Origin of the sequence: Paenibacillus apii, assembly GCF_011043685.1 — a bacterium.
Classification (GTDB): domain Bacteria; phylum Bacillota; class Bacilli; order Paenibacillales; family Paenibacillaceae; genus Paenibacillus_AQ; species Paenibacillus_AQ sabinae.
The window spans coordinates 138,440-152,671 of the sequence record NZ_JAAKGU010000007.1; the positions used below are offsets into that span (position 1 = coordinate 138,440).

Annotated in this window: 12 protein-coding genes; 7 read left to right on the forward strand and 5 right to left on the reverse strand. The window is 54.1% G+C overall.

Annotation, left to right across the window (positions count from 1 at the left end):
* Nucleotides 1-49: 49 nt before the first annotated feature.
* Nucleotides 50-1,075: a ketopantoate reductase family protein gene (locus G5B47_RS16015; protein WP_165099932.1), complete on the reverse strand. Its 1,026-nt coding sequence runs from the start codon at nucleotides 1,073-1,075 to the stop codon at nucleotides 50-52.
* 370 nt (nucleotides 1,076-1,445) lie between these two features.
* Between G5B47_RS16015 and G5B47_RS16020 the strand changes: the two genes are divergently transcribed.
* The 6 genes from G5B47_RS16020 to G5B47_RS16045 all read left to right on the forward strand — a co-directional run bounded on the left by G5B47_RS16020 (nucleotide 1,446) and on the right by G5B47_RS16045 (nucleotide 7,795).
* Nucleotides 1,446-2,759 (forward strand): Rieske 2Fe-2S domain-containing protein, encoded by a 1,314-nt coding sequence (locus G5B47_RS16020; protein WP_165099935.1) that lies wholly within the window; start codon nucleotides 1,446-1,448, stop codon nucleotides 2,757-2,759.
* Nucleotides 2,746-3,939, forward strand: a complete 1,194-nt coding sequence (locus tag G5B47_RS16025) for a dipeptidase (RefSeq protein ID WP_206107394.1) — start codon at nucleotides 2,746-2,748, stop codon at nucleotides 3,937-3,939. Before G5B47_RS16020 ends, G5B47_RS16025 begins: the two co-directional genes overlap by 14 nt.
* 33 nt (nucleotides 3,940-3,972) lie before the next feature.
* A complete protein-coding gene (locus G5B47_RS16030) occupies nucleotides 3,973-4,719 on the forward strand; it encodes an SDR family NAD(P)-dependent oxidoreductase (RefSeq protein WP_165099936.1) in 747 nt (248 codons plus the stop codon).
* 58 nt (nucleotides 4,720-4,777) lie between these two features.
* Nucleotides 4,778-5,137: a hypothetical protein gene (locus G5B47_RS16035; RefSeq protein WP_168129827.1), complete on the forward strand. Its 360-nt coding sequence runs from the start codon at nucleotides 4,778-4,780 to the stop codon at nucleotides 5,135-5,137.
* A gap of 27 nt (nucleotides 5,138-5,164) precedes the next feature.
* Complete coding sequence (locus tag G5B47_RS16040) at nucleotides 5,165-6,244, forward strand: LLM class flavin-dependent oxidoreductase (RefSeq protein ID WP_165099941.1); 1,080 nt, start codon at nucleotides 5,165-5,167, stop codon at nucleotides 6,242-6,244.
* 138 nt (nucleotides 6,245-6,382) lie between these two features.
* Nucleotides 6,383-7,795, forward strand: a complete 1,413-nt coding sequence (locus G5B47_RS16045) for an amidase (RefSeq protein WP_165099944.1) — start codon at nucleotides 6,383-6,385, stop codon at nucleotides 7,793-7,795.
* Between the two features lie 62 nt (nucleotides 7,796-7,857).
* On the opposite strand, the gene G5B47_RS16050 is transcribed toward G5B47_RS16045, so the two are convergent.
* The 3 genes from G5B47_RS16050 to G5B47_RS16060 are packed head-to-tail and all read right to left on the reverse strand — an operon-like array spanning nucleotide 7,858 to nucleotide 10,232.
* Nucleotides 7,858-8,241 carry a PaaI family thioesterase gene (locus G5B47_RS16050; RefSeq protein ID WP_165099946.1) on the reverse strand — a complete coding sequence of 128 codons (384 nt, stop codon included), beginning with the start codon at nucleotides 8,239-8,241 and terminating at the stop codon, nucleotides 7,858-7,860.
* A complete protein-coding gene (locus G5B47_RS16055) occupies nucleotides 8,231-9,034 on the reverse strand; it encodes an enoyl-CoA hydratase/isomerase family protein (RefSeq protein ID WP_165099948.1) in 804 nt (267 codons plus the stop codon). Before G5B47_RS16055 ends, G5B47_RS16050 begins: the two co-directional genes overlap by 11 nt.
* A gap of 10 nt (nucleotides 9,035-9,044) precedes the next feature.
* The gene (locus G5B47_RS16060; protein WP_124696321.1) at nucleotides 9,045-10,232 is read right to left on the reverse strand and encodes a CaiB/BaiF CoA transferase family protein; all 1,188 of its coding nucleotides are present in this window, start codon (nucleotides 10,230-10,232) and stop codon (nucleotides 9,045-9,047) included.
* Nucleotides 10,233-10,380: 148 nt separating this feature from the next.
* Between G5B47_RS16060 and G5B47_RS16065 the strand changes: the two genes are divergently transcribed.
* Entirely contained in the window at nucleotides 10,381-11,361 is a 981-nt protein-coding gene (locus tag G5B47_RS16065; protein WP_165099950.1) for a LysR family transcriptional regulator, read from the forward strand.
* Nucleotides 11,362-12,175: 814 nt separating this feature from the next.
* On the opposite strand, the gene G5B47_RS16070 is transcribed toward G5B47_RS16065, so the two are convergent.
* Nucleotides 12,176-14,098, reverse strand: a complete 1,923-nt coding sequence (locus tag G5B47_RS16070; RefSeq protein WP_165099953.1) for a XylR N-terminal domain-containing protein — start codon at nucleotides 14,096-14,098, stop codon at nucleotides 12,176-12,178.
* Between the last annotated feature and the right edge of the window lie 134 nt (nucleotides 14,099-14,232).

Consider the following 14,232-nt stretch of genomic DNA (forward strand, 5'->3'; position numbering starts at 1 on the left):
TAAAATACAAACGCTTGGGCCATCACGGTCCAAGCGTTTGTTTGTTTTGTTATTCGGTTGGGAGACGCCTGGAAGACGGAGCTTCCACTTTTGAAGTTTCGCCGGTGCAGCTGTCTTTGAACCGGAAGTAGCTCAAGCTAAGTCCCTTGATCTCATCCAGCATTTTGACCATTTGATATAAGGCTCTGTTATAAGGAATGTCCATCCCGAAGTCATCGGCTAACCGGATGACGGCTCCGTTCAATGCCTCGATCTCCGTCTTTCTCCCTTTCAGCACATCCTGCAGCATACTGGGCAAATGATCGCTGCATGCCTCAGGTTCGCAGGCTCGCCTCAGTTGATTCATGACCTCATCGGTTCTCACGTTGATACCCAGCCGGTGCCCCACTGCCGCTACTTCCCCCACAATCGAACTCATCAGTTCTATGCCAAGCGGGTGGGTTCCCGCCTCTCCCGCGTTTAGCCGGGTCAAGGCCGTAACCGGATTGATCGAGGCATTAAACGCCAGCTTTTCCCAAATTACCTGCATCGCATCCTCTGAGACCACCGTCTGAAATCCCGCCGCGTTGAAAATAGCTTCCAGCGTATCAACAGCAGGCGAACTCCCGCCGGACAACCGGGAGAGATATGTGATGCCTGAACCGCCGATTTGTACGGCGCCCGGACCGAGCAGGTCGGAGCTGTACGTAGTGACGCCTACAAGAATACGTTCCTTCGGAATATAGCGGGGAAGAATTTCGATGCCGGCGATGCCGTTCTGAAGGGAAACCACATGGGTATCCGGCCCGATAATGTCCCTGAAGCCGGCGAGGGCCTCCTCCGTCTGGCCGCTTTTGGTCAGGAGGAGAACATAATCATACACTTCGCCGGGCAGCGGCCGGTTGGCCGCTTTAATCCTAAGTGTTCGGGCTGAATGTTCGTGTACAATGCGCAGTCCATTTCGCTGTATTTCAGCAACGTGGTCTTTCCAGGAATCGTAAAGAACAACCGCATACCTCGCTTCAAACAAGTGGGCGCCGATCCGGCTTCCCATCGCGCCCGCTCCCAGAACGGCGATTCTTGGAGAAGATTTCATAGTCCCAGCTCCTCTTTGCTCTTTTACGTAAGTTTATCTTACATAATAACAACATATCGGAAACAAACCGGTTCGAAAACGACTGAATCGTACGCTTTTCAGGTTCTGACTTATTCGATTCGCCCAGTATGGATTGTATTTTGTGAAGTATTTGTGAAATCAACTGTACGGTTCGCCCGGTAAACTTAAAAAACACTGTCCGTTTCGAATGTATTCAACCTTTTTCAATTCCGTTATGGTAGACACATGGAATATAAGATGACATAAATTATTAATTTTTCATGAACGATACGGGGGCCGGCAGGTTAGTCCGACGTTCAAAAGTCCGCTTCTATTCCATCCGGATACTGAAACAAGGAGGAACGAAGGCATGTTAAAGACGGAAGACAATGAATTGCTGACACGTACCGGTCCGGGAACCCCAATGGGCGAAATGTTCCGGCGTTACTGGATTCCCGTTCTGAAATCGGATGAACTGCTTTCGGACGGGGAGCCGAAGAAAATCAAAATCCTCGGCGAAGATTTACTGGCTTTCCGGGATACGGACGGGAAGGTCGGCTTAGTCGACGAGAAATGTCCGCACCGCGGCACCTCCCTGAGTCTTGGCAATAACAGCGGCTGCGGATTGACCTGTATTTACCACGGCTGGAAGTTCAACACCCAAGGGGAATGCGTCGATCTGCCGTCCGAGCCGAAGGACAGCAAGCTCAAGAAAGGCATTCACCTTAAAGCCTACGAGACGACCGAGAAGAACGGCATCGTATGGGGGTATCTGGGGCCCAAGGAGCATCAACCTCCTTTTCCGGACTTTTACTGGATGAACTTGCCTGATTCCCGGCTCGTATCCGAACGGGTATGGCAGGAATGCAACTATTTGCAGGTTATGGAGAATGACCTGGATTACGTCCACGCCGCTTTTCTGCACAAGGCGCTTCAGAAGCAGAACATCAAGGACGGGCTGCTAAGCAGCAAGCTCGGTATTAATCCCGATCATCCCCTGGTTAAGAATCCGCCGGTCAAACAGGCCGTCGAAACGACCAGCTACGGCAAACGCTGCATCGCCGTAGGCAGCGAGGACGAGACGACCGATGTGTTTATGGAAATCCACTACATTTTCCCTTTTTATACGTACCCTCCAAGAATGAAGGGCGAGGACGGCATGTGGCACGCCTTTATCCCCCGGGACGATCACAGCACATGGAGCTGGGACGTACAATTCGCCCATTACAGCGACATCGATGCGGAAGCCCAGCGTGAACGGCGGGGCATCCTTGTAGACGAGCAGTTCCGCAAGCTTAACAATATAACGAACAACTACAAGCAAGACCGGGAATTGATGACCTACGCCAACTATTCCGGGATCGAAGGGATCGCAAATCAGGATCATGCCGTCACGGAAACGATGGGCCCGATTGTGGACCGTTCCAGGGAGCATCTGGGGACGAGCGACCTTCCGATTATCCAGATGCGGCGCATGCTGCTTGATAACGTGAAGGCGCACATGCGGGAAGAGCCCACCGTACGGCTGCAGGACATCCCCCTCGGTAAACTGTACAGCTGCGGACTTGTAGGACCCAAAGGCCGGAAATGGAGCGAAGTAATTCCGCTGGACGGCGAGTTTGTCTACAAGGACGGCAGCTTTATGGAAGAAACCGAAGGCCCTCATTCCTATGAAAAGGTTTGACGGGTACCGGTCATTTCAGTACCTTCGCCAAGATGCCGATTACCGGTTCTATCCGCTCGCGGAGCGGTCCGATCCGGAGAAAGCGTGTGAAGAAACGCTGACCGAACCGGAGCGGAGGCGATACGAAGCTTTGATGAGCGGCCATCCCATTCTCTCCCTGCGCGATCATGGCTTCACCATGCCTAAGCACAGTGAAGATATTCTCGCGTACTGCCGCCAGGGGTATACCGCATTCGACTATGAAGGCCTTGCATTGTCCAGGCTTGACGGCCTGTTCGAAAACTTCATGGACGGCGTCATGAATGTGACGTCCAAAGCCGGACTGAAATGGGACGATGTCCTGTGGAACCTCGGGATGCGGTACTGCGATATGGCTCATCAGGATACAGTGCGCATCGCTTCAAGCGTGAACGATATCCTCACAGCCAAAGCAAACGGTCAAATCGCCATTATCCCTTCACTTGAGGCGGCTACCGCCCTTGAGAACGAAATCGAACGCGTGGATATTCTCTATGGCTTCGGGATCCGCTGTATGGGAATCACCTATAACGATGCGAATACGCTCGGTTCGGGACTGTCGGAGACGCATGACGGCGGACTGACCCGTTTCGGCAGGCGGGTAGTGGAGCGCATGAACCGCCTCCGCATGGTGATTGACATTTCTCATTGCGGCGACCGCACGAGCATGGAGGTGATCGAGGCGAGCGAACAGCCCGTGCTGATTACCCACGCGGGAGCCAGAGCGCTGTGGAACACTCCCCGGATGAAGCCGGACGAGATTCTGCTCGCCTGCAAGGAACGGGGCGGCCTCATCGGAATCCTGGCCGCTCCGAATACGACCATGACGCGAAACCACCCGCACCACTGCCTGGAATCGGTCATGGAGCATTTCGAATATGTCGCAAATCTCGTCGGAATCGACCATGTTGCCTTTGGACCCGACACGTTCTTCGGCGATCACACGGCGCTGCAGCGTGCGGTAGATAATCAGCTCTCGATTGGAGCGTCGCACAGCGGAGAGCATTTTACCGAAGCGGACTATGTAAGGGGAGCCGAGAATCCGGTGGAGGCGGTGCCCAATATGGTCCGGTGGCTGATCCGGCACGGATACAGCGACAGTGATATCGCCAAGGCAGCCGGCGGTAACGTCTTGCGCGTCCTTCGTCAGCTGTGGGACTAAGGCGGAACTACACTTCCAGAAAGGAGACTACATATGGATGTCTCGGAACACCGGACCGTTATCGTTACCGGCTCCTCACAGGGAATCGGGCTCGCCATCGCCGGCTATTTCCTTGATAACGGCTGGCGCGTGGCATTTGTCAGCTTGGACCTGGAGCAAATCCGTTCCCGGTTTCAGGCGAAGCTGGACAGCGGGGAGGCTTTGTTCTTTGAAATGGATGTTACCGACAACGCCAAGATCGCCGAATGCGTGAGCGTTGTGATGGAGCGCTGGGGACGGGTCGACGCGCTGGTGAACAATGCCGGCATCCGGACGGGAACCTCCATTGCCGATACGACGCCGGAAGAGTGGAACCGGATCATGTCCGTCAATTTGGGAAGCACCTTCTTCTTCTCCCAGGCTATCGTTCCCGTCATGAAACAACAGCGCCAAGGCCGGATCATCAATATGTCCTCCTTCGGCGGGCAGTTCGGACCCATGACTTCAAGCGCGGCCTATTCCGCTTCCAAGGCCGGGCAGCTCGCGTTAACCAAGGTGTTCGCACGCGAGCTTGCTCCTTACAGCGTAACCGTGAACGCCGTCGCTCCGGCTTCCGTAAGGACGCCGGAAATGGACAAGATGGATCCCGCCTTTATTGAAAAAATGGTTGAGACGATCCCCGTGGGGCGTGTCGGAGAATCGGAAGAGGTGGCGGAGCTGGTCTACTATTTGGCTGCCGGTTCCACCGGCTTCATAACCGGAGCGACCTTCGACGTTAACGGCGGAAGGCTGATGCGGTAATCCGCGTGTGCTAAACCGTAAGTTGCGCGAACCAAATTTTATGAATGAGGTGATTGCTATGGCCATGGAGCACGGTGCCCCGAAAATTCCCGAGAAGCTTCGCGTCCTGATCATGTTCGAATCGACAGGCTGGTTCGATACAACCCCCGAGGAGAAGAAGGATCATGTATTGCCTGCTCTGAATGAGGTTATTACCGCCTGGAAGCAATACGAAATTACGCTTCTTGGCACGATCGACCGGGACATTCTAACTGCCGGACATGCCGGAGATAAAGGCTTTCACGCCCTTTTTCTCTACGACGTTCCGGATCTGCAGACCGTAACAAACATGACCCACGCTTTTCGCGCGACCGGACTGGACCGTTATTTCCGTCTTGAAGCGATTATCGGACGCCCCTTTTTCTTGCTGGAAGCCTGATTATTTCATACCCGGGAGGTAATGACGATGAAGTTTGGTATTTATGTGGAAATGCAAAACCCGAAGTCGAACCCAAAGCCCCACGCGCAGTTATACCGCGAGGTTCTGGAGCAGATTGAGCATGCCGACAAGAACGGTTTCAACTCCTTCTCTACGCTTGAGCATCACTGGTTTGAAGAGTTCTCCATCTCCGCGAATCCGCTGGCGCTTTATTCGGCGGCGGCGCAGCGGACGAACCATATCCGCTTCCGCACCTGCTCCCACGTCCTTCCGCTTCACAATCCGATGGTCTTCGCCGGTCAGCTGGCGGTCGCGGATATCCTGACGGGCGGCCGGGTCGAAGTTGCCTTCGGGCGGGGCCATTCGTGGGTATTCCCGAAAGCGTCCATTCCGCTGGAGCAAAGTCGCGGCCGGTTTATGGAATCGCTGGAAATTCTGAAGCTGGCCTGGTCGCAGGAATCCTTCTCCTATGACGGCGAGTATTACAAGGTAAACAACGTTTCGATCGTTCCGAAGCCGGTGCAGCTGCCGCATCCGAAAATTTATACCGGCGGCGCGAGCAACCACAACTACGAGCTGGCCGGCAAGGAAGGCTGGGGCGTCCTGATTACTCCAATGCTGCCGTTCAGCAAAGTGAAGCAGCACCTGGATATCTACCGCGAAACCTGCGAGAAGTACGGCAACAAGCCGGATATTGTATACGTTCAGGCAGTCTACCTGGATGAAGACGAGCAGCGGGCAATCGGCGAGGCGGAGCCTTACATCAAGCAGTTTATGGCAGGCAATGTCTCTCCGACCAAGGAGATGCCTTCCCGGGAAGAAATGCTGGCCAAGGATTTCGCATTCTACGCGTCCGGCGCGTTGGAAGAGCTTGTGAAAATCCCCTATAAGACGCTTGTGGAAGAGGAATACGTATGGGTGGGCACTCCGGAGACGATTAAGGAAAAGGTCCAGCAGATCGTTGATGAATGCCCGGGACTAACGGAAATCAGCCTCTTATGCACCTATGGCGGGATGGAGCACTGGCGCACGATTCGCACCCAGCAGCTGTTCAGCGAGCGTATTATGCCGCACATTCACGAGAAAGCACCGGTTATACCCGGTTAATATTCCTTCACCCGGGAGGTTGATCGACGCCATGAGTTTAAGCGAATATATCGCAAGCCTGTTCGGCGAAGAGGCAGGCGCGCTGCTTGAGGAGGAACCGGCCTTTATCGGCCCGCTCTTTGAAGAAGGTGATGCCGAATGAACGAGTCGGTTCACAGCCTTACGCTTTCTGCGCTGTTCCCGTTAATCAAGGACAAGCAGATTTCGCCCGCCTGGCTGACGGAGCAGACGCTCCGGCGCATCGAATCACTGGAGCCCGGGCTTCGCGCCTTTATCCGGGTACTGCCCGAGGAAGCGATGGAGCAGGCCAGGACGCTTGAGGCCGAGGCCGTGCAGGGACGCATTCGCGGTCCCCTGCACGGCATTCCCGTCGCCGTCAAGGACGTGCTGCAGACTGGCGGAATCCCGACAACGGCCGGCTCCAAAGTACTGGAGCACTGGATCCCCGATCGGGACGCAACCGCCGTCGCCAGACTCAAGCAGGCCGGGGCGATTGTGATCGGGAAAGCGAATCTGCACGAATTCGCCATGGGAGCTACGACGGAGAATCCCCATTACGGCACGACCCGGAATCCCTGGGACCGGGACAAAATCGCCGGCGGCTCCAGCGGCGGCAGCGCAGCGGCTTTGGCTGCCGGGATGTGCTTCGGGGCGCTCGGCACCGATACGGCGGGCTCCATCCGGCTGCCCTCCGCCTTGTGCGGAACAGTCGGCCTTAAGCCGACTTACGGGGCGGTCAGCCGCTTCGGCTGCGTCCCCTTCAGCTGGTCGCTGGACCATGTCGGCCCGATGGCACGCACCGTTGAAGATACCGCGATCCTGTTCGAATCCATAAGCGGATTCGACCCGAAGGATGCCGCCTCGTCCCGGCGGCCACTTGCTCCAGGCCCAATCGAGAAGCGGGAAGATTTAAAGGGCTTTACGCTCGGACTCTGTAGGGAGTATTTCTTTGAAGGCATGCATCCGGAGATCGCCGGGATCGTGGACCGGGCAATGGAACGCTTACAGAGCCTCGGGGCGGAGATACGGGAAATCAGCCTCTCCCGTCTAAGCGAGGCTCAGGGGGCGGCGAGAATTATCGCCCAGTCGGAGGGCTATTCCTTTCATAAGCCGATGCTTCAGCATGCGTCCGGGCAATACAGCGAAGATGTGCGCTTCCGGCTCGAGTTCGGGCGGCAGGTGTCCGCGGACGATTATTTGCAGGCGCAAAAATTCCGCCGGAAATTTATCGCGGACACGGCTGCGGCCATGGCATCCGTTGACGCGCTGATCTCTCCGATGAACCACAATCCGCCGTTTCCTATTGGCTCGGTCTCTCCGGAGCAGGCCATCCACAACATGTTCCGCCTGGCCAAAGCGCCGCTGGCGAATTTTCTCGGCTTTCCGGCGCTATCTGTCCCCTGCGGATTCGTGGAAGACCGGCTGCCGGTAGGGCTGCAGCTCATTGGAAAGCCGTTCGACGACTGCAAGCTCCTGCTTATCGGAGACGTGTATGAACGTTCTGAATCGTGGTCGGAGCGGCTCGCCCGGCATATTGCCGAACTGCTGTAAAACTTTAAAAGGCCTGTGACCTTCAGATCCCCAATGGATGACCGGTCACAGGCCTTTATATGCTACAAAACGGATGAAACCCGAAGGAACGTTCCGGTTGTGACACTTAACACTTCCCGCTGCTCATTCTCCACCCTGCACTCCAGAAACAGAGCCTTATATCCATCCTTCACAAAGCGGGCATCGGCGATCAACCGGCCGCCGGCGGCCGACTTCATGTACGAGGTTTTCGTTTCCAGCGATACATAAGGGACATCCTTAAATTTTATCGTCAGAAAACCGAAAGCCGTATCGGCCAGATAAGCATGAATACCTCCATGAACAATGCCAAGCGGATTCAGCATGAGCGGTTGGACGGGGCATTCGATCCGGCATGCTTTGTTATCCTCGTCATAGGAAACGGCAAATCCCAGGAGAGCGAATAAAGGCGTTTGCTCAGTATCCACGTTCTTTTCTCCTTTCGCCTTCCGGTACTTTTTTATTCAAAAAGGCTTCAATCCCCGCAATATAATCCGGGCCGTCGAAGGATGAGAGGACAAGCGCGGAGATTTCCTCATCTTCCTCGGTCATTCCGTTCATAATCTCGTGAATGATTCTCTTCGTTCCTTGAATGGAAAGCTGCGAATTTTGCGACAGCATGCGGGCGTAGGCATAGACTTCATCCTCCAGCCGGTCCGGTTCAAACAAACGGTCGATCAGACCCATCCGAAGCGCTTCCTCGGCCCCCACCCTCCGGGCTGAATATAAAATATCCTTGGCATTCGACGGTCCGACCTGCCGGACCAGATATTTCATGCCGAACAAATTATAGACCATCCCCAGTTTGGCGGGCGTAATGGCGAATGCCGCCGAGGTATCGGCAAACCGGAAATCACAAACCAGAGACAGCTCGCAGCCCGCCCCGATGCAGTGCCCGCGAATCATCGCGATAGTCGGTTTGCTTAGCCGCGCCAGGACGTCCTCTGCCCGATGGGCCGCTGCGTTGTACAGCTTGGCGGACGCGGAGCTTGCCCGGACGGAAGTGAATTCACCGATGTCCGCTCCCGCCGAAAACGCCTTGTCGTCATCGCTCCGGATAATAACAATTTTGACCGCCTCGTCCCGCTCCACTTCGATCAGCCGCTCATGCAGGGTGTGCCACATGTCCAGTGAAATGGCGTTTCGCCGCTCGGGCCGGTTGAGCACGATTGTGGCGATATCCCCATCTTTTCTAACATATATCTGTTGATCCTCCCGCATCCAATCCCCCCTAAATCACATCTTGCCGGCGAAGCATTTCAATCTCTTCCTTGGACATTCCCAAATAGCTGCCCAGGACCTCTTCCGTATGTTCACCCAAAAGAGGGGCGGCAGACCGGATCTTTCCCGGCGTTCTGGACATTTTGGCCGGAATGCCAAGCATCCGGGTCTTACCCGCGACGGGATGCTCCGCCTCAAGCACCATTTCGCGCTCAAGGACATGCGGATCGTTCATCGCCTGATCGAATGTATTGATGGGCCCGCCGGGCACCCCTGCCTGCTCAAGCTTGCTGACCCAGTAATCCTTTGTTTCACAGACAAAGATGTCTTCAATGCATCGCTCCAGAATGTCGACATTGTGAATGCGGTCCTTCGGCCGGGCGAATCGTTCGTCCTCTATCCATTCGGGCTTATCGATCACATCCGTGCAGAATCGTTCCCAGGTGCTCTGATTGGCCCCGCCGACCAGAACATAGCCGTCTTTCGCCCTGAACGCCTGGTATGGAGCCATGACCCGGTGCCGGGAACCGTTCGGCTTCGGAACCGTGCCGTCCGCAAAAAAAGCCGCCGCTTCCCAAAAGGTCCATGCCAGTCCCGATTCCATGATGGACACATCGATATACTGCCCTTCGCCGGTTTTGAGTTTATGCACATAAGCCGCCAGGATTGAATACAGCGCCGTAACGCCCCCCGTTAGATCATTGATGGCTATGCCCAGCTTAACCGGACGCCCGCCGGGTTCGCCGGTCATGCTCATCAGACCCGTCATCCCCTGGGCGACGATATCAAAGCCCCTTTTGTCCCGGTAAGGCCCCGTTTGTCCGTATCCCGAAATCGAGCAGTAAATAATGCCGGGATTGATTCGGCAGACCGCTTCATAATCCAGACCCAGTTTACTCATTACACCGGGTTTGAAGTTCTCGACAATGACATCCGACTCCGCCGCCAGCTGGAAAAAGATTTCCTTGCCCCTCGCAGACTTAACGTTCAGAGTCACGCTTTTCTTATTGCGGTTGATCTGCATGAAATTGGCGCTTTCCCCGTGAATAAACGGCGGCGTAGACCGGGTATCGTCTCCGCTCTGAATCTTTTCAATTTTGATCACCTCCGCGCCCAGATCTCCAAGCACCATCGTACAATAAGGCCCGGCCATAACCCGGGTTAAATCCAGAACCTTCAATCCTTCAAGCGGCTGCATCTTGGTTGCCTCCCGTCAATTTTTAGCAGGTTCGGAGCGCTTAAACCAGAACCATTATGATATAATTGTAGGAACAATTGGCGGTGTGAAGTGATAGCAAAAAGGAATCACCCTGTCCGGCTGACGCCCCTCAAGGGAGGATCACGCAATGAACTTGTCCGATATGGAGCTCATCATGACGGTGTCCAGAACGAAAAGCATGCGGAAAGCGGCCAAGCTCGTCCATTTGTCGCAGTCCGCCATCAGCAAGAAGATTCAGCTGATCGAAGATGAGTACGGGATTACGCTGTTTCATCGCACAGCCGCGGGAGTGGAGCTTACAGCCGACGGACAGCTGTTTATTCAGTATGCGGGCAGCGCGCTGCACACCCTGAGAACCGGGATCGAGCAGACCCGGATGAAGAACGCCGAACGCAAAGTGACGAGACTTGGGGTAGCCTCGCCCTTGATATCGGAGCTGCACCGGTTCTCCGGGTATTTCCAATCCCACGGCGGGCCTCTGGAAATCGTTACATCGAACTCGCCTGAAATCGTGAGAAAGCTGCAGGAAGGAACGCTGGATTTCGGCCTGTTCGGGTATGAATCCATACCCGGGGACATCAGCGCCATCCCCCTGTACCGGCAGGATTTTCATCTTTACGCCTCCGACAGATATCTTCCGGCTTTCCTTCCGTTTGCGGACAGAACCGTCTCTTATGTCCGCGCCTCTTTTATTCAGGCCTTGCGCGAGCTGCCGCTGATCCTGCCTAAACAGGGAATTCATGTCCGGCAAATGATTGACCGAATCATGGAGAAGGAGTTCGGCGGCGAGCCACTTATCGCGGTTGAGACCGATACGCTTGAGCTGATGGAACAATTGGCGGAGAGGGAGTTCGGCTGCACGTTTATCACCCAATCCGTGTACGAACCGTCTACGGGGCGTTCGCCCGCCGATTTCTCCGGTGAGACGTTCCGGATTGAAGCGCTCGGCAGGGGCATGTTCCGGATTCCGCTCCCCTTCCTGTTCCCTTCCCGGCAGGTCTTCTTCGCCCAGTCGCCCCACCGATCGGACGGGCTGGACGGTATCGCCGGCCGGACGTCCGGATGGCCGGAACCTCCCCTTGGTCCAGGCAGTCCAGAGGCAGAATAACCGTTCTTTGTGTAAAAGGGCGAAACAAAAAGGGTTATTACATCCGGGCAGGGGTTCCTCCGCAGCAGGGCACTTGCCTCATGTAAAGGACTGGACCAAAAGCGGTGGTTGTCACACAAAACTTCATCCTAGTGCGCTTTGGCATTTATAAAATTTCCTGCTGCGCGGTTCAATAGTTATCTAAATTCCTGCGAATGTACATCAATTAGTGGCAGATGGCTTACTCTCATAAGAATTCCTCCAAATATGCAGGAATTTCGGCCACGATCAGTGTGGTGAGTCTCCATACGTTAAAAATACTGCATAATCGCAGGAGTTCTCTCAAAGCAACCGATAATCCCTATAAATTCCTGCACATCCTCAAGCTTTTCTTCAACGACAACGCCGCTGCTGCTGCTAATTATTCCATTCTTCATTATTGAGATGATAATAAACGTATGGAATGCTTTTACGCAGTACTATTTCACTCCCTCCAAGTTACATAAGGTCTCTCAACGCAGGGTCTGCTGCACACAAAACAGCAAGGAAGGCAATCCGCGCTCTGCCTGGAGGTAGAGCGCGTTGGCCGAGGTAGGCCGCGTTCGAAAGAGTCTGTAGGTAATGAAGGACAACCGGGGATTCCGGCGGTCCTGCCGCGAGTCCTGCGAGGCCTTGAAACAGTGAGCATGAGGCCGGTGCCAGGTGGCTTTTCTTGCCACAATCGGATGAAAAAGCATGCTGCGGAGCACAAAACCTGGTTACCTCTTTATTTAGCCGCCTTGTTAAGAGCGATATTCTACTTTTGGACCCTGCCGTTTCCCCCGAGATCCTGCTATTAATAATCGATCTTCCCGAGCACGAGGAATATTTCCAAGGCCAATTGCACCTCGAACCGGGTCAGCGAATTGGATAAATCGAAATCGGACAGCTGTTTAATCCGGTCCAGGCGATATCGCATACCGCTGATGGAGATATTCATCGTTCTGGCGGTTTTATGCAGATTGCATTCATTGTCGAAATAGTAGTAGATCGTTTTCAGCAGCTCCGTTGCGTACTTTTGGTCGTATTCCTGCAGCGCTCCGAGCAAATTAGAGGCGTACTGCTCCAGCTCTTCGGGGCGTCTCGCGTCCAGCAAAATCGACAGATGCTTGATATCCGTGGACAGGACAACCCGCTCGGTTTTCCCTTTGATCCTTCCGATATCGATCGCTTTGACCGCTTCATTGAACGCCTTGGAAAAAGAGGTGCGGTTGTGGCATACGCCGCTGATTCCCAGCACCGTTGTAACAGCTTCGTCGCCCAGTCCTTCGATCAGGGATTCGCCGTAATCCCGCACCTTCATATTCAGCTTTTCGATATAGGCCTGCGGAATCAGGGCATGAACGCGTTCCAGCTTGGTGGACATCAGGATATGGAATCCGTTTTGCTCGGCCCTCCTTTTTAAACGGTCCATGATTTTTTCACGCAGGGCGGTGGAACGCGCATCCTGAATCGACCCTTTTTTACCGGACGTTTCGAATTGAAAAACAAAGACATAGTGAGGCTGGCTGAGGTCATGGTCCAGATAGGCCAGCCGCCTGGATACGGCGGAGATATCGGCGGAAGGATTAAACAGCTCGTCCAGCAGTTCGCCCTTCAGGCGCTGTTCCGTCTCGACAACCGTCCGTTCATTCAGCAGCTGGATGGCGCAAATATTGGCGGACCGCTCAAGCAGAACCGATTCCAGCTCGCCGAACCGGCCCTCCGGTTTGAGGATGGAGATATAGCCGAGCACTTGATTGCGAAGCATAATGGGGGTAACGAGCCGAACGTGGGGAAAGAAAAAGGGCTCGGGGATTTCAAATTGCACCGTGCAGTGTTCTTTGAGCATAGTGTTAATTTTGCTGTATTGCTGATTTCCTTTATCGTGAGCAAGATGCTCCATTACTTTATTCAACGAGCTGTCCAAGACCTGGCCGTAGCCCGTGATCATATCCAGGTGCTGATTTTCGATAATAACGTTGCAGTTCAGGCTTTTTCCGAGAATCTCGGCCATATCGTCCAGCCCTTTACCCTGCAGGATCATACGGGTGAGTTCCTGGCTGACCGTCGTTACCCGGTTCAATATTTCTTTCTGTTTCTCAATCCGCTTATAAGCCCGGTCGAGCTCATCTTCCAGCTTCTCCTGGCCATCATCGATAAGATCCTCAGGAAGGCCGTCACCCCACTGTTCCAGGGTCTTGCCGACATACTTGCATCTTGGATCTCCTTTGGCAACGCATTCTACTTCTTTAAAAATAATTTTGGTGCCTACTGTTTCCGTGCAATACCCGCTGGCATAACCTACCAAAAAATGGCATACGGGCTCATGGTGTTTATTAAAATGCATCAAAAATTGCTTCGCTTCATTGGAATCGATCCAATACCCTTCCACATCGAACAAGCCTTCACTCTTGTTGATGTTCATCCGGATGGGGGTCGAGAACACGCGCCCCGCAATATTGTGCATTTTGGACCCGGCCAAAATCCATTCCAGATCGTCATCCCAGCTGAACATATCGTTCAGATAGCGCGCTTCGCTTACGCCGAATTGCCATCCGTAGCGCTGCAAAAAGCGTTTCGCCCTTTCCAATCCGAGAGCGACGATCAAATCCCTGCACAGCATACCAAAGGCATCTGAGCTGATCAGCATCATTCTCCGGTCCCTCAGGAAAAAATCGCCTTCCTCCTTGCTGAAATGAACCAAATCTTTCAGTGACATCGTACTCGCTTTTGTCATCTGACCGTCCCTCCTTTGACTGCGTTCTAAAGGATTTTTCAGAATGGAAATATGACTACTTTGAAACAATTTTAAATTTTAACATGTTAGCCAGTCAACCATAAGTTGAATGATAAAAGCCCCGTGAACAAGGA